Origin of the sequence: Rhodococcus sp. ACPA4 (assembly GCF_002300185.1) — a bacterium.
Taxonomy (GTDB): domain Bacteria; phylum Actinomycetota; class Actinomycetes; order Mycobacteriales; family Mycobacteriaceae; genus Rhodococcus_F; species Rhodococcus_F globerula.
The window spans coordinates 3,141,643-3,166,963 of sequence record NZ_NSDY01000001.1 but is presented as its reverse complement, the minus strand read 5'-3'; the positions used below and the strand labels follow the sequence as shown (position 1 = coordinate 3,166,963).

General features: G+C 65.0%; 5 protein-coding genes. 4 read left to right on the top strand and 1 reads right to left on the bottom strand.

What is annotated here, in order from left to right; translation table 11 throughout:
- Positions 1-2: 2 nt before the first annotated feature.
- Positions 3-410: an aspartate 1-decarboxylase gene (gene panD, locus CJ178_RS14275; protein WP_033231649.1), complete on the top strand. Its 408-nt coding sequence runs from the start codon at positions 3-5 to the stop codon at positions 408-410.
- Between the two features lie 13 nt (positions 411-423).
- Here the strand turns inward: panD and CJ178_RS14270 are convergent, their stop codons facing one another.
- Positions 424-1,299: a siderophore-interacting protein gene (locus tag CJ178_RS14270; protein WP_095886981.1), complete on the bottom strand. Its 876-nt coding sequence runs from the start codon at positions 1,297-1,299 to the stop codon at positions 424-426.
- Between the two features lie 144 nt (positions 1,300-1,443).
- Between CJ178_RS14270 and CJ178_RS14265 the strand changes: the two genes are divergently transcribed.
- The 3 genes from CJ178_RS14265 to CJ178_RS14255 all read left to right on the top strand — a co-directional run bounded on the left by CJ178_RS14265 (position 1,444) and on the right by CJ178_RS14255 (position 25,321).
- Complete coding sequence (locus tag CJ178_RS14265) at positions 1,444-12,108, top strand: non-ribosomal peptide synthetase (protein ID WP_143547519.1); 10,665 nt, start codon at positions 1,444-1,446, stop codon at positions 12,106-12,108.
- A 74-nt stretch (positions 12,109-12,182) separates the two neighbouring features.
- A complete protein-coding gene (locus tag CJ178_RS14260) occupies positions 12,183-24,272 on the top strand; it encodes a non-ribosomal peptide synthetase (protein WP_095886979.1) in 12,090 nt (4,029 codons plus the stop codon).
- Positions 24,269-25,321 (top strand): ABC transporter substrate-binding protein, encoded by a 1,053-nt coding sequence (locus tag CJ178_RS14255; protein WP_045064530.1) that lies wholly within the window; start codon positions 24,269-24,271, stop codon positions 25,319-25,321. The genes CJ178_RS14260 and CJ178_RS14255 overlap by 4 nt, the downstream gene beginning before the upstream one ends.

Here is a 25,321-nt window from a genome sequence, read left to right as displayed (position 1 = left end):
TCGTGAACCGCATCATGCTCTCCGGGAAGATTCACCGTGCCACCGTCACTCAGGCGGACCTGCACTACGTCGGATCCGTGACCATCGACCAGGACCTGATGGAAGCTGCCGATCTGCTCGAAGGTGAGCAGGTGCACATCGTCGACATCGACAACGGTGCACGGCTCGAGACCTACGCCATCACCGGCGAACGAGGTTCCGGGGTGATCGGCATCAACGGCGCTGCGGCACATCTGATCTCGCCCGGGCACTTGGTGATCATCATGTCGTACCGCCACGTCGACGACCGTGAGGCGAAGTCGCTGGTACCGCGGGTCGTCCATGTCGATACGAAGAACATGATTGTGGAACTGGGCTCGGACCCGGCGCAGCCGGTGCCCGGAGCCCGGGACCAGCTCGCCTCACGCTGACCCCGGTAGCGGGTCAGGCGTGCTCGCGCCTGCGGTTTTCGAGCGACTCCACAGCTTTGTCGCGCAGCGTCCGAACTCGGGCGAGGGGGCCGTCGCCGACCTGCACCCGCCAGTAGCCCGATGCGTCGAGGAGATCCTTCGTCACGCCGAGTTGTTTTGCCGTCGCGCGCAATTCGCGCACGATGGATGCCTCACCCGCGATCCACATCCAGCCGGCGCCCGTGCTCGGACCGAGAGTGCGGGCAGCATCGGCCAATAGACGGGCGTCCGAGATGCCGTCGCGGCGGTGCACCCACGTGACGCCGGGGAGTTCGCGCTGTTCCTCGGCGGGACCGTCGACGAGCACGGCAACGTACAGCGGCACCGAACCGTCGTGTTCCTCGACGTAACGTGCGATCGCCGGTAGCGCAGTCTCGTCACCGGCAAGCAGCCACCAGTCGGCGCCGACGGGCGGAATGGTCGACACCTTCGGGCCGGCCAGGTGCAGGGTGTCGCCGGGCTGTGCGTTGCGCGCCCAGTTGCCGGCAATTCCGTGGCCGTGCAGCACGAAGTCGAGATCCAGTTCGCCGGCCTCGGCGTCGAAGCGGCGCACCGTGTAGGAGCGGGCAACCGGTGCCGGGCGCTTCGGCCAGTGCAGATGACCGTCATGCTGCTCGGGCAGCACCGGAGCTGCGGATCCCTCTTCAGGGAGGAAGATCTTCACGTAGTCGTCGGCACCCTCGGTGCGGAACTCGGCGACGGAGAATTCACCGGACTGGAAGGTTCCCAGTTGCTCGCCTCCGACCGTGATTCGGCGCATGCGCGGTGTGACCTCGACAGTTCGGAGGACCGTCAGCTCTCGCAGGACGATCGGCAGGTCGAGCCGTCGGGACGGGGTGGTAACCGGCATGAGCGAATTCCTCTCGCGAATGGACCTATCTATACCCAGGGTGTCAGACGGCGCCAACTCGCTCTCCAGTAGGGTAGGTAACCCTAACCCCTGGTGCGTTCGAGAGAGCGATCAGGGCTTGCAGGACTGCGAGGAGATCCAGTGGTGTCGAAGAAGCGTCTGGCGTTGACGGCTGCGCAGGCAGGGATGTGGTTCGCGCAACAACTCGACCCGCAGAACCCCACTTTTGTCACCGGTCAATGCATCGAGATTGTCGGCCCGCTCGACCCGTCCGTCCTCGCGCGCGCTGTGGATCGTGTGGTCGCGGAAACTCCGTCGCTCATGGCGAGGTTCGCCGTGGACTCCGGCGAGGTGTATCAGGAACTCGGCGCCTGGGAGTACCCCGGAACTGATGTTGTCGCACGTGAGAGCTTTGAGGTCGCGCTCACGGAGATGCGTGAACAGCTCCGGATACCCCTCGATCCGAGCGCCGGACCGGGATGTGTGGTGACCGTTCTTACGTTCGGGCCGTCGCACCACGCATTGTTCTTCCGCGTCCACCACACGTTGATCGACGTCTATGGGTACAGCTTGCTCGGCCGCAGGATCGCCGCCGTTCACAATGCCGTGGCGCAGGGCAAGGAACTGCCGACCAGTCGCTTCGACCCACTCGAGGTGATCCTCGACCAGGACGCCGCTCGCGCCGATTCCGACGCTCAGAGCCTCGATCGGGAATTCTGGTCTTCCGAACTGCTCGGAGCCCAGGAATCGGTAAGCCTGTCCCGGATCGGGGGCCCGCCCGCGTCGTCGGTCGCACAGACGCTTCTGTCCCACACCACACTGATCTCCGCAGCATCGGCAGAGCGCATCACTGCCGCCGGACGCGTTGTCGAGGGAAGTTGGGCCGACGTCGTCACGGCTGCAGTGGCGGCGTACCTGGCACGTTCGAATGGCAGCCTCGACGTGACGGTGGGATTCCCGTCGATGAATCGTATGGGCACCGTCGCCGCCAAAGTTCTGACCACCGCCGTCAACGTCCTGCCACTGCGCGTTGCGGTCGACCCGAATTCGAGTCTCATCGACCTCGCTGCGGGTGTCCGCGCTGCGGTCAAGCGCACGACCCCGCATGCCGCGTATCGCTCCGAGGCAATCCATCGGGACCTGCGACTGCCGGCGAGCAGCGCCGGCCCCGTCGGTCCGACGGTCAACATCAAGCCGTTCGGCGACACCCTGCGTTTCGACGGGGCCGGCGCGACAGTCCACTCTCTTGCCCGTGGTCCTGTCCATGACATCGCCTTCATCGTGCGTCGTCTCGACGAGAGCGGCGAGCTCGAAATCCAGATCGACGCCGACGCTGACCGCTACACGGGTGCGGAGCTCGCGCGCCATGCTTCGGCTCTCACCAAATTGCTCGAATCCGTCACCGCCGAGGGGACTGGCGCCGCGATTGCTCAGGTGTCGCTCCTCGAACCGGAAGCCCTGCAGGTCCTCGCCGAATGGGGCGGACGAGCAGCAGCTTTCGATGACTATTGCCCTGACGTCCTGGACCTGTTCGATGCCCAGGTAGACGAGCGCGGTGACGATCTTGCTCTGGTTGCCGGCGCTGAACGGCTGAGCTATGCCGAATTGGCTGCGCGCGTTGACGCTTTGGCAGCCGAACTGTCCTCTCGCGGCGCCGGCCCGGAGTCGCTGGTCGCGCTGGCTCTGCCACGATCCGCGTCGGCCGTGGTTGCGCTCCTCGCGGTGCTGCGCTGCGGCGGTGCGTACATTCCGCTCGACCCGCAGTTCCCCTCGTCGCGACTCGAGTACATGCTTGACGACGCTCGGCCGGCGATCCTGCTGACCACCGCGGGCTTCACCGATCGGATTTCGGTCCCACAAGGTACTGCCGTCGCAACAATCGCCGGTGGCGAGATCAGTTGGTCGGCAGCAGCATCCAGCGCGGCGAGCGGGGCGCGTGTCGCGCCGGCCAACACCGCCTACGTCATCTACACCTCCGGTTCCACGGGAAACCCCAAGGGAGTGATGCTGGACCGCCGCGCCCTGGCACGGTTTGTCCGCTCGGCCACGGATCTCACGAGTATCGACGCGCACACGCGGTTGCTCGCCCTGACTACTCTGTCCTTCGACATTGCGGTCCTCGAACTGTTTGTCCCGCTCACCGCGGGCGGATCGGTGATCCTCGCCGACGAGAATCAGGCCAAGGAACCGGCAGCCATTGCGGCACTGGTGAGTTCGGAGTCCGTCACGGCGGTGCAGGCGACTCCCTCGCAGTGGGGGACGGTGCTCGAACACGGCGTAACCGATCTGGCTGCAGTCGACGTCCTGGTGGGCGGTGAGGCCTTGCCCACCCGGACGGCGCAGCAGTTGAGTGAGCTGGCCCGTTCGGTGCAGAACATGTACGGACCCACCGAGGCCACGGTGTGGTGCACCAGCACCCCGGTTTTGCCGAACATCGACTGGACAGGCTCGATCGGCCGGCCGTACGTGGGCACTGCCGCAGTGGTCCTGGATCGCTACCTGCAACCGGTCAACGTGGGCGCGATCGGCGAACTGTACGTTGCGGGAACACAACTCGCGCGCGGCTACCGCGGTCGACCTGACCTGACGGCAACCCGATTTGTGGCCGACCCGTTCGGACGCGGCCGGATGTACCGAACCGGCGACCTGGTGCGGTGGACCGAATCCGGTCAGCTCGAATACCTCGGCCGAGGCGACGATCAGGTGAAGGTGCGTGGGCACCGTATCGAACTCGGCGAGATCGAGACCGTGGCAGGGGAGTTCGACACAGTCGGTGCCTGCGTCGCGGTCACTCGAAGCGACGGCAGTGGCACCGTTCATCTGGTCGGCTACGTCACGGCCGTGGAGAGCGCTCACGTCGATCTTCCGGCACTGCGGGCATTCATAGCCGATCGTCTACCCGCGTACATGGTGCCGTCGGCGATTGTCGTCCTGGACGAGTTCCCGCTTACCCCCAACCTCAAGATCGACCGGAAGGCATTGCCGGCGCCGGACTTCGGGGATGCGGACACTGGGCGTTCAGCCGAGACGGCTGCGGAGATCGCACTGTCCGGCATGTTTGCCGACCTGCTGGGGCTCACCGTGGTGGGCGTCGATGCAGACTTCTTCACACTCGGCGGCACGTCGCTCTCCGCTACAAGACTCGTAGCCCGTCTCAAATCCGCACTCGGAGTGGACCTGTCGCTGCGTGACGTCTTCGATACGCCGACGGTGGCCGGACTGGCGCTACGGGTGGAATCCGCTGCGCCGGCTCGTCCCGCCATTGTGGCGCACGAGCGGACCGACATTGTGCCGCTGTCGTCGGCGCAGCAGTCGTTGTGGTTCGTTCACCAGACCCAGGGTCCATCCGCTACCTACAACATTCCGTTTGCGCTGCACCTGAACGGCGCAGTGGACGCGACAGCGCTGAAAAATGCGGTTGCGGCAGTTGTCGCCCGGCATCGGGTACTGCGCACGGTTGTCGTCGACATCGACGGTGTGGGGTTCGGTCGGGTACTCGATGCGGAGCCGGAGTTCACCGACAGTGAGGTCTCCGAGGCGGACGTGCAGTCCGCGCTGCTGACCGCGGCCTGTGTGCCGTTCGATCTCGAACACGACATTCCGGTACGGGCTCACCTGGTGCGGTCCGGCACCGACACCGCAGTCCTGCTGTTGGTCATTCACCACATCGCGGGTGACGAGTGGTCGGCCGGACCGATGCTCACCGATCTTGCAGCGGTCTACAACGGGGAGCAGCTGCCGGCCAAGCAGCCTCGAATTCAATACTCGGACTTCGCGATCTGGCAGGGCGAGTGCGCCGCAGATCCTAACCTGAGCGCGTCCACCGACCGGCAACTCGGGTACTGGCGAGACCTTTTCTCCGGTGCCCCCGAAGAATTGCAACTGCCGTACGACCGTGCTCGCCCAGCAGTTCCGACGTGGCGCGGCGGCGAGGTCTGGACTCACACCGGCGCAGGCGTGGTGCACGGACTGCGATCGGTGACCGAGAAGTCGGGCTCCACGATGTTCATGCTGGCGCAAGCGGCGGTCGCAGTTCTGCTGTCGAAACTCGGTGCCGGTGAGGACATCACGCTCGGTGCCCCGATTGCAGGCCGGGTGGACGGCAGCCTCGAAGATACCGTCGGATTTTTTGTCACTACGGTGGCGCAGCGGGTCGATCTGACCGGGCGCCCCTCGCTGGCCGAGGTGCTCTCACGCGTGCGACGCGGCGCCCTGGACGGGTTTGCGCACCAGGACGTCGCGTTCGAGCAGGTCGTCGACGCGGTGGGCGTGACGCGATCTCTCGCCCGGCATCCCCTGTTCCAGACGATGGTTCAGCATCGCACACCGCACTCCGTACCCAGCTTCACCGGGCTGTCGGTCAGCCCGTCGTACGTTTCCACGGGCACCGCGAAGTTCGACCTGACCTTCGAGTTCGTGGAACTTGCCGACGGACTCGACGTGCGGATCGAGTACGCGGAGGATCTTTTCGATCGGGCGACGGCAGAGACCATTGCGGTTCGCTTGCTCACGGTCCTCGAGCATTTTGCCACGGATACGGGCGCCGGCCTGCAGAGCGTGGACGTGCTGTTGCCGGCCGAACGAAATGCACAGTCGGTCGAAGGTCACACAACCCGTCTGTTGCCCGAACTGCTGGACGACGCTGAACATGAGTTCGCCGATCGCGTGGCCTTGATCTGTGGACCGGACGAGTACACGTACCGGGAGCTGGCTGATCGCTCGAACAGGTTGGCGCGGTTACTGATCCAGCGTGGTATCGGCACCGACGTGGTGGTGGGCATCGCCGTCGGGCGGAGCATCGAGTGTGTAGTTGCGCTCCGCGCCGTGATTGCTGCGGGCGCGGCGTACCTGCCGATCGATCCGTCGTATCCGCGTGCGCGCATCGAGTACATGCTCGCCGACGCCGATCCGGCGCTCGTGATCGTCGACGCCGATACCGTGCAGTGGATTCGGCCGGACTCGGAGGATGCGACCGTCGCAGAACTCGAGGTCGCCGCTGCCGGCCTTCGCGGAGACCGGGTCGGCAGAGTCGTGTCGCCTGCCGCTGCGGCGTACGTCGTCTACACCTCCGGCTCCACCGGTCAGCCCAAGGGTGTGATGGGAACTGCAGGCGCACTGGCTAATCGCTTGGTCTGGCAGCGTGATCTCGTGCACGTCGACGGGTGGGCGGATATTCGGTTGGCAAAGAGTTCGATGAGCTTCATCGACGGCTCCACCGAACTGCTGGCGGGGCTCCTGGCCGGTGCCCGGTTGGTTCTCGCAGATGACGCGGAGTCTCGTGATGCCGGCGCACTCGCAGATCTCATCGACCGGCACGGCGTGCGTCAGCTCACCGCGGTGCCGAGCCTGGCTGCGGCGCTGGCACAGTTCCGAGAAGAATCGGCACACCGGGTCTCGAGTTGGTTCCTCAGTGGTGAACCGCTCACTCGCGCAGTGATCGACTTGTTCGACGAGAAGAACACACGGGTGATCAACTCGTACGGATCCTCGGAGGTTGCCGGTGATGTGACCTTCTGGACGGCAACATCTTCCGCCAACCGAGTGCTGATCGGCGCTCCCGTTCCCGGAGTGGGTGCGCGGATACTCGACGCATACCTGCGCCCGGTGCCGGACGGGGTGACGGGTGAACTGTATGTCGAGGGCATCCAGGTTGCCCGCGGTTACCTCGGCCGACCGGAGTTGACCGCAACTCGGTTTGTCGCGGATCCGATGGGCAGCGGTGGACGGTTGTTCCGCACCGGAGATCTGGTGCGTCGCACTCGGTCCGGCGAACTCGACTTCGTTTCTCGCGCCGACGCTCAGATGAGTCTGCACGGATTCCGGATCGAACCCGGCGAGGTGGAGGCGGCGTTGGCTTCCCATCCGTCCGTCGAACGAGCACTGGTTGTGGTGCGCGCGAGCGCGGCTGGGTCGGATCAGCTTGTCGGGTACGCGGTTCGGGCACCAGGCGCCGCCGTGCCAGATGATTCCCAGTTGCGGGCGCATCTTCGGGACCTGCTGCCCGACTATATGATTCCCGCGGTATTCGTCGTTCTCGACGGCCTTCCCGTGCTACCCAACGGCAAGGTAGACCGCGACGCGCTCCCCGCGCCGGTACGCAGCGAGGGACGGCGCGAGGCGGCAACCGAACTGGAGCGGATCTACTGCGAGCTCCTTGCCGAACTCCTCGGCATCACCACCGTCGGCCCCGACGAGGACTTTTTTGCTCTCGGCGGCAACTCGTTGCTCGCCACTCGATTGGCGTCGGCGATCCGCGCCCGCACCGGTCACGACGTGACGATCCGCGAGGTGTTCGACCTCCGTACCCCCGCCGAACTGGCTCGGGCAGCACAGATCGGGAAGGTCAGGCGGCCTGAACTGGTTCGCCGGGATCACGGGGCAATCGTGCCGATGTCTGCCGCGCAGGGACGCCTGTGGTTCCTGTTCCAGCTCGAGGGCCCCAGCTCCACCTACAACATCCCGTACACCATGCATCTGCAGGGTTCAGTGGATCTGGATGCGTTGCGCGGTGCGCTGGCGCACGTTCTGAGCCAACACGAAACACTGCGCACGGTATTCACCGCCGAGTCCGGTGACAGCGAGGCTGGGCACATCGGGTACCAGGTGGTTCGTCCGATCAGCGAGTGCGAACTGCCGTTGGGCGTTCTCGACGTCCTTCCAGCCGAACTGGAGTCGACACTCGCGCGGGAAGCCGCCTACACCTTCGACATCGCGCACGAACTGCCCGTGCGCGCTGTTCTGTTGCGCACCGGCACCGACGACGCGCACCTGATGGTGCTGGTGCATCACATCGCAGCCGACGAATGGTCTGCGCGTCCATTGGTGTCCGATCTGACCCGGGCGTACTCACACCTCGTGTCCGGCGCAGCGGCGATGCCCGAACCACTGCCGGTGCAGTACCGCGACTTCAGCGCGTGGCAACCCGAAGTCCTCGGCGAGGCAAGCGATCCCGAATCCGTGCTGGCCGGTCAGCTCGAGTATTGGACCGGTGTGCTTGCCGGGCAGCCCGAAGAGCTTGCGCTACCCCGTGATCGGGCGCGCCCTGCAGTGTCGACGTACCGGGGATCAGCGGTCGCGTTCGAACTCGAGCCGGAAGTGCGGGCTTCATTGGCGGCGATCGCCGCGGCCGGTGGGGCAACGATGTTCATGCTCACCCACGCCGCAGTTGCAGTCCTGTTGGCCGAACTCGGTGCCGGGGACGACATCGTTGTCGGTTCACCGGTTGCCGGTCGCTCCGATACCGCGCTCGAAAGGGTGGTGGGCTTTTTTGTCAACACCCTGGTGCTGCGCACCGATTTGTCGGGAGACCCGACCTTCGCGCAGTTCCTGGAGCGTGTTCGCGCTACGGACCTCGATGCCTATGCGCATCAGGATGTTCCGTTCGAGCAGTTGGTCGAGGCGATGGCCCCGGCCCGTTCCCTGTCCCGCCAGCCGCTGTTCCAGATCCTGGTGCAGTACCGCGATGCCGTGGATGGGATCGAGATGGCGGGACTCGACGCGAGTCCGGTATTCCTCGAAACCGGGACGGCCAAATTCGACTTGACGTTCGACCTCGCGGAAACTGCCGACGGCGGGATCCGTGGTCGCATCGAGTACGCCACTGATCTCTTCGATCGGGGCACGGTTGACGCATTTGCCGGGCGATTGGTTCAGGTGCTGCGGCAGTGTGCGGCAAACCCGGAACTGCGGTTGTCCCAGCTTGATTCGATGACACGGACAGACCGGGCGGCGATCGAGTCTGCCGAGTCGGGCCGTATTGTGCCGCTTGACAGTTCGCTGACCTTGCCGGGCATGTTCGCTCGCCAGGTCGCGCTCACACCGGGCGCCGTCGCCATGATCGTCGACGAGAGCGGGGAGTCGCTGACCTACACCGAATTGGATCGGCGAACCGAGCGTCTCGCCGCGACACTTCGTGGTGTGGTCCCGGTCGGTGGCGTTGTCGCCGTCGCGGTACGACGCAGTGCCGCACTGGTAGTGACGCTGCTGGCCATCCACCGCGCCGGTGCCGCCTATCTTCCGCTCGACGACAGCTACCCCGTGGATCGACTCGAGTACATGCTCGCGGACGCACGGCCGTCGTTGCTGGTGGTGGGCCCGGGTAGCGAACCGCTGGACTGCCCAGCTCCGATGCTGGAGGTAGACGAGGGCGGCACTGCAACAACACAATCGGACACGGCTACGGCCGTGGACACGGTTGTACATCCCGACAGCGCCGCGTACCTGCTCTACACGTCCGGATCAACCGGGCGGCCGAAGGGTGTTCTGGTCAGCCATCGTGCCGTGGTCAACCGGCTGTCGTGGATGCAAGACGAGTACCACCTCGGCAGCGACGACCGTGTGTTGCAGAAGACGCCGGCCGGGTTCGACGTGTCCGTGTGGGAGTTCTTCTGGCCCTTGATCACCGGAGCAACATTGGTGGTGGCTGCGCCGGACGGGCATCGCGATCCGCGCTACCTGCGCGACGTCGTCAAGCGACGTTCTGTCACCACAGCACACTTCGTGCCGTCGATGCTGGCTGCTTTCCTCGATCACGTGGCTGTGGAAACGGATCCTCGCCCGAAGTTGTCTCGGGTGCTGTGCAGCGGCGAAGCGCTCACGCCTGATCATCGGGATCGGTTCCACGCGTTGGTCGATGCGGAATTGCACAACTTGTACGGACCCACCGAGGCAGCGGTGGACGTGACGGCGTCGCACATCGTTCCCGCTGTCTACACGAACTGGGTGACAATCGGGCGCCCACTGTGGAATACCCGCGTACTTGTTCTGGACGCCCGGTTGCGGCGCGTTGCACCGGGAGTTGCGGGGGAGTTGTACCTCGGCGGTGCGCAGTTGGCGCGTGGCTACCACGACCGGGCGTCATTGACGTCGGAGCGATTTGTTGCCGATCCGTTCGGAGAGTTCGGCGAAAGGCTGTACCGCACCGGCGATCTGGTGCGGTGGCGTGATTACAACGACGATGGCCTCGCCCTCGAATACCTCGGCCGCACGGACGGTCAGGTCAAGTTGCGTGGGCTGCGTGTCGAACTGGGCGAAATCGAGAACGTGCTCACGTCGCATCCGACGCTGGCTCAATGCGCTGTGGTTGCGCGAGGCGGTCAGATCCACGCGTATGTCGTCCCGGTTCCGGAAGCGACGATTGTCCCGGCCGAACTTGCCGCTTTTGCGTCGACGCTGCTGCCGGACTACATGGTTCCGACGGCCATGGTTGTGCTCGACACGCTGCCGCTGACGCCGAACGGGAAGCTGGATCGTCGGGCTCTCCCGGAACCGGTTGCTCCCGACGAGTCGCAGCGGCGAGCGCCGGAGGGCCCCGAAGAGACCGCAATGTGCGAGTTGTTCGCCGAGGCTCTGCGCGTCGACGCAGTGGGTGCCGATGACGATTTCTTCATGCTCGGCGGCGACAGCATCATCTCGATTCAGGTGGTGAATGCTGCCGGGCGGCGCGGAATTACGTTCGGTCCGAAGGAAATATTCCAATGGCGCACACCCGCGGCGCTGGCCAAGGTCGTGGATTTCGGCGCGCCAGGCGACGCTGAGACCGCCCACAGCGGGCCGGTGGACCCGAGCGACGTGACGGGTTCGTTGGCATTGACACCGTTGGTGCACCGCGCCCGCGAATCCGGAGTCTCGCCCGCAGGGCTTGGTACCGCGCTGTCTGTCTCGACTCCCGTAGGAACTAGGGCGAGCGACGTCGAGCAAGCCATGTCGGCACTACTGCAAGCGCACGATGCGTTGCGGTTACGACTGACGCGGGTTGCGTCGGTTTTGTGGTCCCTCGAGACGGACGCTGATGTGGCTGCAGTCGTGCAGCATGTCGATTGCAGCGACCTCGGCGATTCCGATCTTGCCGTGCGTGCCGCGGCGGAGGCCACGGCGCTGATTGCCGAACTCGACCTGGAAAACGGCCGGACCGTGATGGCACGCTGGCTCGATGCCGGTGAATCCCGCAGTGGAACCCTGGTTGTTGCCGTGCATGCGTTGGCGGCAGATCCGGCGTCGGTGGCGAAGCTGCGAGCGGATCTCGAAACGATATGGCGTGAGGGCGGCGGCGTGATGTCGCTTCGTCGTCCCGCCGCGACCGCGCACGGGTTTGCGGAGCGATTCAACGAGTTGGCGCAGGATCCGGCGTTGATGGGTGAACTGACGCACTGGTCGCAGGTTCTGGCACCGGGAGCTGAGTTGCGCCCCGGAGCGCCCGCGATTCTCACGGGTGGCCCGAGGGGGACATATCGGGCGACGCTGGAGGCGCGACTGGAAGGCGATGTGGAAACGGCTGCGCTGGCTGCCCTCATCTACGGGTTGGCGAGGTGGCGAGCCGCGCCGGCCGAGTTGACCGTCGAACTCGAGCGTGACGCTCGCATTGCCGGTTCGGACGAACCGGATCCGTCGGCGACTGTAGGCCCCTTTGCTGTCGGGGTGCCGGTTCGGTTGCCGGCACTGCCCGTCTCGGTCACTCCAGAAGATGCGATGGCGGCCGCGGCGGCCGCTCTGAGCGTCGTACCAGGCGGTATAGGCACGGGCTACGGCAAGTTGCGGTATCTCAACGCGCAAACCGCGCCCGTCTTTGCGATGTGGGGACGGCCGGAAGTGAGTCTCCGGGTGATCCGAGATGTCGAAAGTCCGGGTGTGGGAAATTTCGGCGACGAGCGCCGCGTCGACCCGCGCGTTCTCGATGTGACGGCTTACGTCACCGGCGACGGGCGACTCGTGGAAATCCGGTTCGACTTCGACGCGACTCTCTTCGGTGAAGACGATGCGCTAGCGGTTGCCGCAGCGTTCGGGCAGGTCGAATTGAGTGCCGTTCCATAGTTTGGATAGGCTAACCAGCAGTTGTCCACGCTGGTGAGCCAACAGTGGATCTTGAAGTCTTGGAGAAAAATACAGTGCAGTCGGAATTCCCGGTGACAGCGGCCCAACGCAGCATCTATTTCGGGCACCAGTTGGACTCGGTGGGTCACCTCTACAACACCGGTATCTACACCGAGACACTTGGTGAGGTCGATATCGATCGAGTGGTCGAGGCCTGTCGCTCTGTGCTGGATCAAGCCGAGACACTGCATGTGAACTTCGACGTGGATGCTCGCGGCGCTCTGGTGCAGATTGCGCGCGAGAGCCGCGACTGGGACTTGCCAGTCATCGACTTCCGCGCCGAGGCCGACCCGCGAGAGGCATCACTGCGGTGGATGCGCGAGCGGATGGAATCGCCGGTGGACCTGGCGACCGACCTGCTGTTCACCTTTGCCGTGCACCTCATCGACGGTGACACGATGCGGCTGTACCAGCAGTACCACCACATCATCAACGACGGCTACGGCATCGCGCTGGTTCTGAACAAGATCATGCGTGCATACGTCGAGGGCACCGCACCGGATTTGAGCGCAGAATGGGCGCTGGCAAGGTTCGTCGAGACCGATGTCGAATACACCTCCGGCACCACGATCGACGACGATCGCGACTACTGGATTGCCGAGTTGGGCGATCTTCCGACGTCGCCACGGTTGATCACCGTCGACCATCCGCCGGCGCCCGGCGTCACGAGTGTGACTCTCACGCTCGACCTCGAACGCCGTCAGCGACTCGAGGAGTACGGCAAGGCACACGGACTGCGCTTGTCCTGGTTGGTGATTGCGCTGCTCGGCGGCTATGTCGCGCGAGCGACCGGCACCACCGACGTAGTGCTGAGCCTGCCAACCACGGCCCGCGGAACGCGTGAATTGCGGGCCGTGCCCGGCATGGTGGCCAGCGTGCTTCCGATGCGTATCGACGTCGGAGAGCAGGCCCGACTCGCGGATATCGCAACGAGCGCCGAGCAGAAGATGTGGAAACTGCTCAAGCACGGCCGTTACCGGGGCGAGGCGATCGGCCGCGAGTTGGCTGCCAAGAACCCGGATTGGCGGCCGCCGGGCATCGGCATCAACATCATGCCCAACTCGACCTCCCGTTTCACCATCGGTCGAGAGTCCAACGTGGAGATGCTTGCGTCCGGGCCGGTCGGTGAACTCGAGTTCATCGTGTTGCTGCACAAGTCGGGCCAACCGATCGAGATCGGGCTTCGCAGTCACCCGGACAATGCGCAGCGCTGCAACGAGATTGCCGACAGTCTCGGAGATTTCATCGACTCGTTCCTCGAGGCAGTCGACGAGTCCGTGTGGTCGTACGACGTCGACGGACTGGACGTCGTGGCTGCGGATCGTCCTCACGACGAGGACGGCGCGGGACCACTGACGTTGCTGCCGAGTCTCGCTGCCCGCCGTGACAACGGACAGCCTGTTGCCGGCACCCTGCGTGAGCACCGTATTACCGCTCCTGCGAATCTGACCCGGGAGCAGTTGGTCGACACGGTCGAGGCGATTGTCACTCATCACCACGGGTTGCGAGCGACTCTTACTGCGCCCGTGCCGGTGTTGTGGATGCTTGCCGTAGCCGAACCCGATGCGGTGAAGGCAGATTCACTGGTCGGTGATGATGTTGTTCCGGACCCCGCAACCGGTCGAGGGCTGTGTGTCTCCTGCTCGGCCGAGGGCGACCTGATCCTCACTGCCGCAGCAGGTTTGATCGACGACGTGTCCTGGAAGGTCGTCACGGAGGACTTTGCCACCGCGCTCCGGGCGGTGTCGAGGGGGCGAAAGGTCATGCTGCCGCCGGTGCCCACGTCGCTGAAGGCGCATGCTCGACGGTTTGCCGAGGAAGCGACATCGCCGAGCCGTCTGGCCGAGTTGGTCACCTGGACGTCGGTGCTGGCGCCGGGTGCAAATCTTGTGATGGCAACCGACACCGCGGGTGCACCGGCAGCCCGGACGGAGCTGCTGACGCCCGCTGAATTTGACACTGCAACAACGCGAGTGCCGGGCCTGGTCAAGGGTGAACCGGCAGATGTGTGGGCTGCCGCCACCGCGCTCGCAGTGTCCCGTTGGACGAAGCGCGTCGCCGGTGCCGGTGAACTCACCGTCGACGTGTGGCGCGACGGCCGTCAACCGTGGGGACCCGGCGACGATGTCGACCTGAGCCGTACCGTCGGGCCGCTGGGTTACACGTCTCCGATTCGGTTGGTGTTGACCGACGATGCGCACAGCGCTCTACGGTCGGCCAAGGAACGAGCAAGGGCGGCAGGAGGTTCCGGTTGGCCGCTGCTGCGCTACGCCAACGTTCAGGCCGGACCTGCGTTGGCCGCCTTGCCGAAGCCTCAGGTACTGGTGCGGACGGGCGGTGACCGTATCGGTCGGTACGCGCTCGACATCGCTGTGCATGCCGACCGATCCGGTGGCGCGAGTGTGGAGTTCGTTTCCGACTTCGGTGTCGACGACGCGGAATTGGCAACCCTGGCGGGCTTGTGGCGAGATGCGCTGCGCGAGTTGGTGGCGCTGGTGGAAGGTGGTGCGACGTTCGGGCTCACCCCGTCCGATCTGCGTCACATCGCACTCACCCAGAGCGAGATCGAACTCGTCGAATCCGTCAGCGACGTGGTGATCGAGGACATCTGGCCGCTCTCGCCGTTGCAGCGGGGATTGTTCTTCCAGTCGGTGTTCGATTCCGGCCAGGACATCTACACGGCACAGTTCTCACTGGACTTCGGCCATCGCATCGACGTGGCCAGGATGCGCGGCGCTGCAGCCTCGCTTCTGGACGAGAACCCCACGGTCCGAGCTGGATTCACCAACGACGGTCTGGGAGACCCGGTCCAGTTCATCGGAACCGGACTCGAAGTTCCTTTTGCCGAAGCCGACCTGTCGATGCTCTCGCCCGCCGAGCAGAAGACCGGTGCCGAGGAGTTGGCAGCCGCCGACCGCGCACGTCCGTTCGACCTCACCGCACCACCGTTGTGGCGCATGCTGCTCATCCACCTGGGCGACGGCATCGACCGTCTGGTGATCAACCGTGAGTTCATCCTGTGGGACGGCTGGTCGGGCGCACTGTTTGTCGACCAATTGCTGGCCCGTTACGCCGGTGATGCCGTACCAGCCGCCGGCGCTCAGTTCACCGACTATCTGACGTGGCTCGACTCCCGCGACCCAGGCGTTGCAGCGCAGGCGTGGCGACGGAACTTCGAGGGTTTCGAGAACCCGACGCTGATCGCAGCCGGCGCCAAGGGCGGCGCCCCGGTGGTGCCGACCCGTATCGAGTCCTACGTGGACGCGGAACTGACTGCGGCACTGCGTGAGCAGGCCAGGCGCAGCGGAGTGACATTGAACGCGTTGATGAATGCGGTCATGGGACTACTGCTGTCTGCGGAATCGGGCCGCACCGACGTGGTATTCGGTTCGACGGTGGCGGGCAGGCCGACCGAGATTGCCGGACTCGAGAGTGTGCTCGGCATGTTCCTCAACACGGTGCCCGTGCGAGTGACGCTGGTGCCAGGGGAAACCGTGTCGCAGCTGCTGCGGCGGATGCAGGACGAGTACGTCGAGCGGATGGAATGCGAGTACCTCGGGCTCGGCGAAATTCAGCGTGCCACCGGGCATGCCGAACTGTTCGACACCTTGTTCGTGTTGCAGAACTTCAAGAACGCGACCGAGATGGCGGCGCAGTCGGCGCGGCACGACATCGTTGCCGAGGACAGCCTCGACCATACGCATTACCCGCTGGCCGTGGTGGTCTCGCCCGGTGAGCAACTGCACGTCAAGATCGACTACCGTCACGACATCGTGGATGCCACCCGCGCTCACGCCTTGCACGATCGGTTCATTACGCTGCTGGAAACTGTTGCACACGATGGTGATCGGTTGGTCGCAGCCGTTCCTGCGCTTACCCCGACCGAATTGGGGCGTGCCGCGTTGTCCTGGGACGCGCCGCTACCCGCTGTCGAAGACGTCACGATCGCCGAGATGCTCATCGAGCGGGCCGCAACCATTCCGGACGAGGTTGCACTGGTATTCGGTGACGAGCGGGTCACCTATCAGGAACTCGCCGGCCGAGTCGAAGCACTTGCCCGCCAACTGATCATTCGCGGCGGCGGTCCGGAAGCGGTAGTAGCGCTTGGCCTCCCGCGCACCGTCGACATGGTGGTTGCACTGTTTGCGGTACTCCGCGCGGGTGCGGCGTACCTCCCGCTCGAACTCGACCAGCCGGACGACCGCCTCGCGGCGGTGATCGAAGACGCCGAGCCGGTCCTGTTCGTGACCAATGCAGCTGCGGCGGCGCGATTGGGTCTCCCCGCTGATCGGTCGATTCTGCTTGGTGGAAGCGATGATTGGGATACCAGCCCGCTGACTGCGGCGGAGCTCGGTGCGTTTGCGCCGGGTCGCGTCGGGCGTCTCGATCACCCCGCCTACGTCATCTACACCTCCGGGTCGACCGGCAAGCCCAAGGGCGTTCTCACCCCGTACCGCGGCCTGACCAACATGCAGCGCAACCATCAGGAAAAGATCTTCGAGCCGGTTGTGGCCGCCGAGGGTGGGCGTCGACTTCGGGTGGCGCACACCGTCTCCTTCGCCTTCGACATGTCGTGGGAGGAGCTGCTCTGGCTCGTTGAGGGCCACGAGGTGCACATCTGCGACGAGGACCTGCGCCGCGATGCCAATGCGCTGGTCGACTACTGCGACCGGCAGCAGATCGACGTCGTCAACGTGACACCAACCTACGCAACGGCTCTGCTGGCAGAGGGTCTGCTCGACCGCGAACCGATCGACGGCAACCGCACCGGGCACCGCCCGCCGCTGGTGCTGCTCGGCGGCGAAGCGGTCCCGGACTCGGTCTGGAACCGCTTGCGCGAGAGCGAGGGAACGCTCGGGTACAACCTGTACGGGCCGACCGAGTACACGATCAACACCCTCGGCGCCGGCACTGACGACAGCGTCACACCCACCGTCGGAACTCCGATTCGTGCGACCAGGGGCTACATCCTCGACGCGTGGCTGCGTCCCGTCGTCGACGGAGTTGCCGGCGAGTTGTACATCGCCGGTGTCGGATTGGCGCGCGGCTACCTGGGGCGCACCGATCTCACCGCCGACCGCTTTGTTGCCGATCCGTTCGGCGGCGACCGCATGTACCGGACCGGCGACTTCGTCCGGTTGCGGCGCGACGGAAACCTCGACTACCTCGGTCGCATCGACGACCAGGTCAAGATTCGTGGTTACCGCGTCGAGCTGCACGAGATCGAATCGGCCGTCGAATCACATCCTCTGGCCGCATCCGCAGCGGTTGTTGCGGTGGAAGACCCGTTGGTCCCCGGTATGAAACGTCTTGCCGGATACATGGTTGTGACGGATGATTCGGACCCGGACATCGCCGCCACTGTGCTCGCGTACCTGCGAGCAAAGCTGCCCGACTACATGGTGCCAAGCACTCTGCAGATCATCGACGCAATCCCCATGACGGTGAACGGCAAACTCGACGCCAAGGCGCTCCCGATGCCGGAGATTCGCACCGGGGCGTCGTCGCGGCCGCCGAAGAACGCAACAGAGCAGGCGCTGTGCGACGTCTTCGCAGACCTGCTGGAACTCGATTCGGTCGGTGCCGAGGACGACTTCTTCGAACTTGGTGGGCATTCGATGATCGCGATGCGGGTGGTCTCGCGGGTGCGTGCGGAGTTCGACGTGCAGTTGACGATTCGGGATCTGTTCGAGGCTCGCACGCCGGCGCTGATTGCCGAACTGCTGCCCAGCGCGGCAAGTGCACAACCGTCGATTGGCGTGGGCAACCGGCCCGAGTTCGTGCCGCTGTCTGCAGCGCAGGAACGACTCTGGATGCTCGCGCAGCTCCAGGACGACAGCCTCAGTTACCACTACGCGCACGTGGCCTGGTTGGACGGCGCGCTGGACGAGGCCGCGTTGGCAGCGGCTCTGCAGGACGTGGTGGGGCGTCACGAAAGTTTGCGCACCGTCATCGGAATCGTCGACGGAAATCCGTTCCAGCAGATCGTGGATGTCTCGGATGCGACCCGTCTCGAGATTGTCGGCGCCGATGCGGAGACTGCGCAGGGTTTGGTGATCGAGCGGCTGACGGCCAACTTCGATCTCCGCACCGATGTACCGCTGCGCGTCACGCTGGTGCGGATCACGCCCACCGAATACATCATTGTGTTGGTGCTCCATCACATCGCGACCGACGAATGGTCGGACGCACCGTTGCTCGGTGACCTCACCCGCGCCTACCTGTCCCGGACACAGGGACAGGCTCCGGCATGGGAACCCCTGCCCGTGCAGTACGCGGATTACTCACTGTGGCAACACGATCTACTGTCGGGTGACCTGTCTGATCGCCAGCTCGGATTCTGGCGCGAGAGCCTGGCCGGACTGCCGGACGAGATAGTCCTGCCGACCAACCGACTGCGCCCCGCTCAGCCCACTGGCACTGCAGGCAACGTCCAGATCACCCTGGGCTCTGAAGTCGTGCAGAAACTACGCGGCATTGCCGATGACCACCGCGGCACGATGTTCATGGTCCTGCACGCGGCTACAGCAGCGGTGCTCTCGCGACTGGGCGGTGGCAACGATATTGCGGTTGGTAGCCCGGTATCCGGTCGCTCCGACAGCGCGCTCGACAACCTGGTCGGGTTCTTTGTCAACACCGTTGTGCTGCGCACCGACCTGTCGGGAGATCCGACGTTCGGTGAGCTGGTGGACCGGACGCGCGACGCCGACCTCAGTGCGATGGACCATCAGGACATCCCGTTCCAGCGGGTGGTCGAGGAGTTGGCACCGCCACGCGTCGAAGGCCGTAATCCGCTGTTCCAGGTAATGGTGAGCTATCTCCAACGCGCCGGAGTCCTTCCGGACTTCCTCGGTGTGCCCACTCGTTGGGAGCAATTGACCAACGTGCGTGCGAAGTTCGATCTCAACGTCACCTTTGTCGACGCGCCGGATACCGGTGAAGTGACCGTCATCGCCGAGTACGCCGAAGACCTCTTCGATCGGGAGCGGGTGGCGATGATCCTGGCCGTCCTGTCGCGATTTGTCGATCAGGTTGCGGCCACGCCGTCCTCGCGGGTCGGGGCTGTCGAATTGGTGGACGCCGGTGAGCGGGCGCACCGACTCGCGGTGGGCGTCGGACCCCGCGCCGCCATTGAATCCGTGACCCTCGGTGAACTTCTCTCGCGGCAGGCGGCGTTGTCGCCGACAGCCACGGCTCTGTCGGCCTTCGGCGAGCAGATCGACTACGCCCAGCTCGAGGCACGCTCGAACCGCTTGGCCCGCTTGCTGATCGAAGACGGTGCCGGTCCCGGCGACGTGGTGGCCGTTGCGGTACCGCGTTCGGCAGATCTGATCGTGGCAATCCACGCGGTTGTGAAATCCGGTGCGGCGTACCTGCCGATCGACACGGGGTTGCCGGCGTCGCGGATCGAGTACATGCTCGGTGACGCTCGGCCGGTGCGTGTGCTCGCAACCAGCGCGGTATCCATTCCAGGCGGTGTTGCCCGGACCGATGTCGACGCACCGGTAGTGCAGGCCCGGTTGCAGGCGCTCAGTGGTGACGCGGTGACCGAGCGTCGTAGCACCCTGACCGCGGCTCACCCGGTGTATCTCATCTACACCTCCGGTTCCACCGGAAACCCCAAGGGCGTGTTGGTGTCCCACCAGTCCGTGGTCAACCGGTTGGCCTGGGTGCAAGCGGAATCACCCGTGGTGCCAACGGACCGCGTCGTCCTCAAGACACCGACCACCTTCGACGTGTCTGTCTGGGAGTTGTTCTGGCCCAGTGTGAACGGTGCAACCACCGTGATCGCGGGACCGGATACTCACCGGGATCCGGCGGCGCTGGTGCAGTTACTGCGCGAGAACGACGTGACCATCGCGCACTTCGTTCCGGCCATGCTCGAAGAGGCACTCACCGAGCAGATATCCACAGTGACATCGTTGCGTCGCGTCGTGTGCAGCGGTGAGGCACTGCAGAATCGGACCGTCGCACGATTTGCTGCTGCGCTACCGGGCGTGCGACTCGACAATCTGTACGGGCCGACAGAGGCCGCCGTCGAGGTCACTCTGGCAGCAGACCTTGCTCGTGATTTGGAAGTCGACCCCGCCGGATCCTCCTCGATCGGTGGCCCGGGATCGAACGTGGAACTCTACGTTCTGGATTCGAGCCTGCAGCCGACTCCTGCCGGTGTGGCAGGCGAGCTGTACATCGGCGGAGTGCAGGTGGCGTACGGCTACCTGGGCCGGTCCGCGCTCACCGCGGATCGTTTTGTGGCCGATCCGTATGGCGATGCTGGTTCACGGCTGTACCGGACCGGTGACTTGGTTCGTTGGACCGAGAACGGAACCATCGAATTCCTCGGCCGCTTGGACGATCAGGTCAAGATCCGCGGTTTGCGCATCGAACTCGGTGAGGTCGAGACGATCCTCGAGGGACATCCCGACGTGACTCGGGCGGTCGCCGCGGTGCATCGAAACCCCGAGGGCGAAGCCGTACTGGTCGGCTACGTCATGACGGCGGTCGGCGTCGTGGTTGACGCGACGACGTTGCGTAACGCTCTGAGCGGTACGGTCCCCGATTACCTGCTCCCGGCAATCGTGATCACGGTCGACGAATTTCCGGTCAGCTTCAACGGAAAGCTGGATCGAAAGGCGCTGCCGCGGCCCAGTTTCGAGAGCGCTGTCTCCTCGCGGAAACCGCGGACGGACTTCGAACGCCAGGTGTGCGAGGTGTTCGCGTCAGCGCTCGGGCTGGAAACGGTGGGAATCGACGACGATTTCTTCTCGCTCGGCGGCCACTCGTTGACGGCCATTCGTCTGGTCAATGCATTGCGCAGTGAACTGGGTGTCGAGCTTGCCGTCCGTAGCGTGTTCGAGGCACCAACGGTCGCGCAGTTGGCCGTGCTGGCTGCCGACGCCGGAAGCAGCACTTCGTCGACGCTCGGACGTCGGGAGCGCCCGGAACGTGTGCCGGTCTCGTTTGCCCAGCGGCGGATGTGGATCCTCGACCAGCTGGGCGTCGACGGCGGCGCGTACAACGTGCCGATCTCGTGGCGGGTGCCGGCATCGGTGGATGTTGCCGCGCTGGCGGCGGCAGTCCAGGACGTCGTTCTTCGACACGAAGCGCTCCGCACGGTGTTTCACTCTGCGCACGGCGAGCCGTACCAGGTGGTTGTGCCGGAGAATGCCGTTGACGTGCAGGTGCACCGGCACGCGGTGTCGGCCGACGACGTCACCGAAGAAGTTGCGCACGCCTCGCGGTACAGCTTCGACCTCGAACGTGAGATTCCCGTGCGAGTGTCGGTGTTCGAGTTCGACAACGCGGGGGAGCCACACACCGTCGTTCTCTTGCTGATCCATCACATCGCGACGGACGAATGGTCGACCCGCGCGTTGCTGGGTGACCTGATGTCGGCCTACGCGTTGCGCCAGCTCGGCCAGAGCCCGGACTGGGCGCCGTTACCGATTCAGTACGCCGACTACACACTGTGGCAGCGGGAGATTCTCGGAGATCGCGAAGATCCGGAGAGTCTTGCCGCAGCACAGGAGATCTACTGGCGCAAGAACCTTGCGGGCTTGCCGGAAGAATTGTCACTGCCCTTCGACCGGACGCGGCCTGCCCGGACGAGCTACACCGGCGGCGCTGTGTACCTGGCCTGGGAACCTGAAGTGGTTGCGGGACTGCGAGCGTTGGCCCGAGAGCACAACGTGAGCATGTTCATGCTGGCGCAGGCAGCAGTGGCCGTACTTCTGCACAAGTCCGGTGCGGGCGTGGATATTCCGCTGGGAACCCCGGTTTCCGGACGCGGGGATGCGCAACTCGAGGACCTGGTTGGGTTCTTCCTCAACACGGTGGTGTTGCGTACCGATCTGTCGGGCAATCCGACGCTCGCAGAGCTCCTGAACCGAATCCGCGACAGCGATCTCGGTGCTTTCGAGCATCAGGACTTGCCGTTCGAGCAGGTAGTCGACTCAGTGCTGGGCGGCGGCGAACGGTCTCGATCGATGCATCCGCTGTTCCAGACCATGATCGTCTACCTGACGGAGCCCAACCCGGCCGAAAGCCTGGGCGCGGCAATGACGCCGGAGCCGATCGAGGTAGCGACCGCCAAGTTCGACCTGTCGTTCGACTTTGTCGAGTACGCGGGTACCGACACCGTGGTCGGCATGATCGAGTACAGCTCGGAACTCTTCGACCGCAGCACAGTCCAGCGGTTGGCTGACGGGCTGGTGCAGGTGCTGAAGGAGTTCACGGCGCTGTCCGCCGAACGCAGGTTGTCCGAGATCGAGGCTGTTCCCGCTGCGGATCAGGAACTGATCGAGGCTGCGTGGGGTGTCAATCCGATTGTGGTGCCGACTCTTACGGCGGCGGATCTGTTCGCCACGGCGGTGGCTCGCTACACCGACGAGACCGCATTGCTGGCCGCCGACGTGTCCTGGACCTTCGGAGAACTCGGTGCGCGGGTCAACCGGTTGGCGCGCGTGCTGATCGGGCATGGCGTCGGCCCCGAGACTGTGGTGGCGCTGATGCTGCCGCGCTCGGCGGAGAGCGTCGTAGCGATCCTTGCGGTACTTACTGCCGGTGGCGCGTATGTCGCGTGTGATCCCGACGCTCCGGCAGGGCGGTTGGACGCGATCTTCGAAACCGTCTCGCCAGCAGTGACTCTGACGGTGGGAGCCTTTGTCGACCGGATTCCTGCCTCGCTGGTGCTGGCGATGGACAGCCTGGAGTTCGACGAGCTGTCTTCCGCACCCGTGACCAACGCGGATCGACTCGCACCGCTGCAAGAGGATCATCCGGCGTACATCGTGTTCACCTCCGGATCGACCGGTGTACCGAAAGCCGTTGTCGCGCCGCATCGTGGCCTGGTGACGCTGTTCCACAGCCATCGGGCGGACTTGTACGTGCCGACACAGGGACGCGCGCAGCGTGATCGACTCCGAGTAGGACACGCGTGGTCGTTTGCATTCGACGCGTCGTGGCAGCCTCAGCTGTGGCTGCTCGACGGCCACGCCCTGTGCGTTGTCGACGAGACGACACAGCGGGATCCGCGTCGCATGGCCCTGCAAGCGCGAGAGCAGGAGTGGGACTTCGTCGAAGTGACGCCGTCGCACCTGGCTCAGCTGATCGACAACGGTCTGCTGGACGGGACCCGCGTGCCCGCATCACTGGGCTTCGGCGGCGAGGCCGTCTCGCAGCCGCTGTGGAATCTGTTGCGCGAGAAAGACGGAGTTGAGGCGTACAACCTGTACGGACCGAGTGAGAGCACCGTCGACGCGCTGGTTGCGCGGGTGTCGGACAGCACGTCGCCCGTCGCGGGTCGGCCCGTCGGCAACACGCGTGCTCGTATTCTCGACGAGTGGTTGCGCCCCGTACCGGTCGGAGTCGAAGGCGAGTTGTACCTGTCGGGCGACGGTGTGGTGCGCGGGTACCTCGGCGCACGCGCACGAACCGCGGAAAGGTTTGTGGCAGACCCATTTGCCGCCGACGGAACCCGGATGTATCGCACGGGCGACCGAGCCAAGTGGACGGCGTCGGGGCACATCCAGTATCGCGGTCGCACCGACGACCAGGTGAAGGTTCGTGGCTACCGCATCGAACCCGCGGAGATCGAGGCCGCGCTGCTCGCTACCGAAGGAATCGGTGCCGCACTGGTATTGGTCCGCGATGATATCGGTGCCAGGGCGCTCGTGGCGTACGTGGTGGCGGACGGGATCGAACCCGACAGCGCGGGCTTGCGGCGGTCCTTGAGCGCGGTGTTGCCGGACTACATGATCCCGTCTGCATTTGTGGTTCTCGACGAGATACCGACGTTGCCGAACGGCAAGATCGATCGAGCGGCCCTGCCGCGTCCGGAGATCGCGCCCATCGGGGAGTATCGCGAACCGGTGACTGAGATCGAGAAGATCCTGTGCCGGGTGGTGGCGGACCATGTCGGGCTCGATCAGGTGGGACTCGGCGACGACATTTTTGCGCTCGGCTGTGACAGCATCGGCGTGATGGCTGTGATGAGCAGGCTGCGTGAGGCGGGCTGCGAGGTGGAGGCCGCCCAGGTCTTTGCCGCCGGTTCGTTGGGCGAACTGGCAGAAGTACTAGCCCCAACTACGAAGGAAGCGGTATGAATTCTCGATGGAATCGCAGGATCGGTGCAGCGCTGGCCGCGGCAACCGTTCTGCTCGGTGTTACGGCGTGCGGGTCCGATTCAGGTACCACCGACGCCGACAAGCCCACCTCGGCGAGCGCCGACGCCGGCCAGTACCCGGTGACGGTGTCCGGCAAGTTCGGTGAGGCGACCATCGAGTCCGCCCCGACCCGCGCGATGCCGCTTTCCCCTCAGGACGCAGACATTCTGCTCTCGCTCGGCGTCACGCCGATCGCGATTCCGGTGGATGCACAGAACCGTGCCGCGACCGGCGGCTCCGGAGTGTGGCCGTGGCAGGTAGAGGCATTCGGCGGAAAGACACCCGAAACCCTCGACATGGAAACGGGTGCCGGATCGATCACCGAGCGGCTGGCTGTGCTCGAGCCCGACATCATTGTCTCCACCGGTTTCTGGGGACTCGACCAGGCTGCGTACGACCAGCTGAGCAAGCAGTTCCCGGTGGTCCACTTCGACACCAAGGCCAACGGCGAGCCGTGGCAGGACTCGACTCGTAAAGTTGCTGCCGCACTCGGTATCCCGGCCAAGGCTGAAGAGGTGATCGCGGCTGCCGAAGCGGATCTGGCCAAGGCACGCGCAGATAACCCGACGATCGCGGGCAAGACGTACAACGCGATCATCGGCGACACCGGCGGCCAATTGTCGGTGCTGGCCTCCGACGAACGCGGTATCGGCCAGTTCCTCACCTCGCTCGGATTGGTCCTGAGCCCGTATGCCACGACGCTTCCCGTCGACGCGGACGGTCGGGGCATCCTGTCCTACGAGAATGTCGGAGACATGAACGCGGACGTGCTGTTTGTCGTCTCACCCACCGGAGACCTGGGGTACCTCACCAAGTTCGAGGGCTGGAACGCGTTGCCTGCCGTGCAGGACGGCGCCGTGGTGTCGCTGGCCCGTAACACCGGTCTGCCCAACGCCGTCGGATTCCCGTCGGCGCTCTCGCTCGGCTGGGCTACCGACCAGGTCATGCCGCTCATCTCCGACGCGGTCGCGAAGGGCGCAGCGGGCTAG

Excerpts from the sequence above, each read along its gene's own strand:
- CJ178_RS14270 (WP_095886981.1), bottom strand. The coding sequence starts at position 1,299 with ATGCCGGTTACCACCCCGTCCCGACGGCTCGACCTGCCGATCGTCCTG.
- CJ178_RS14255 (WP_045064530.1), top strand. The coding sequence starts at position 24,269 with ATGAATTCTCGATGGAATCGCAGGATCGGTGCAGCGCTGGCCGCGGCA.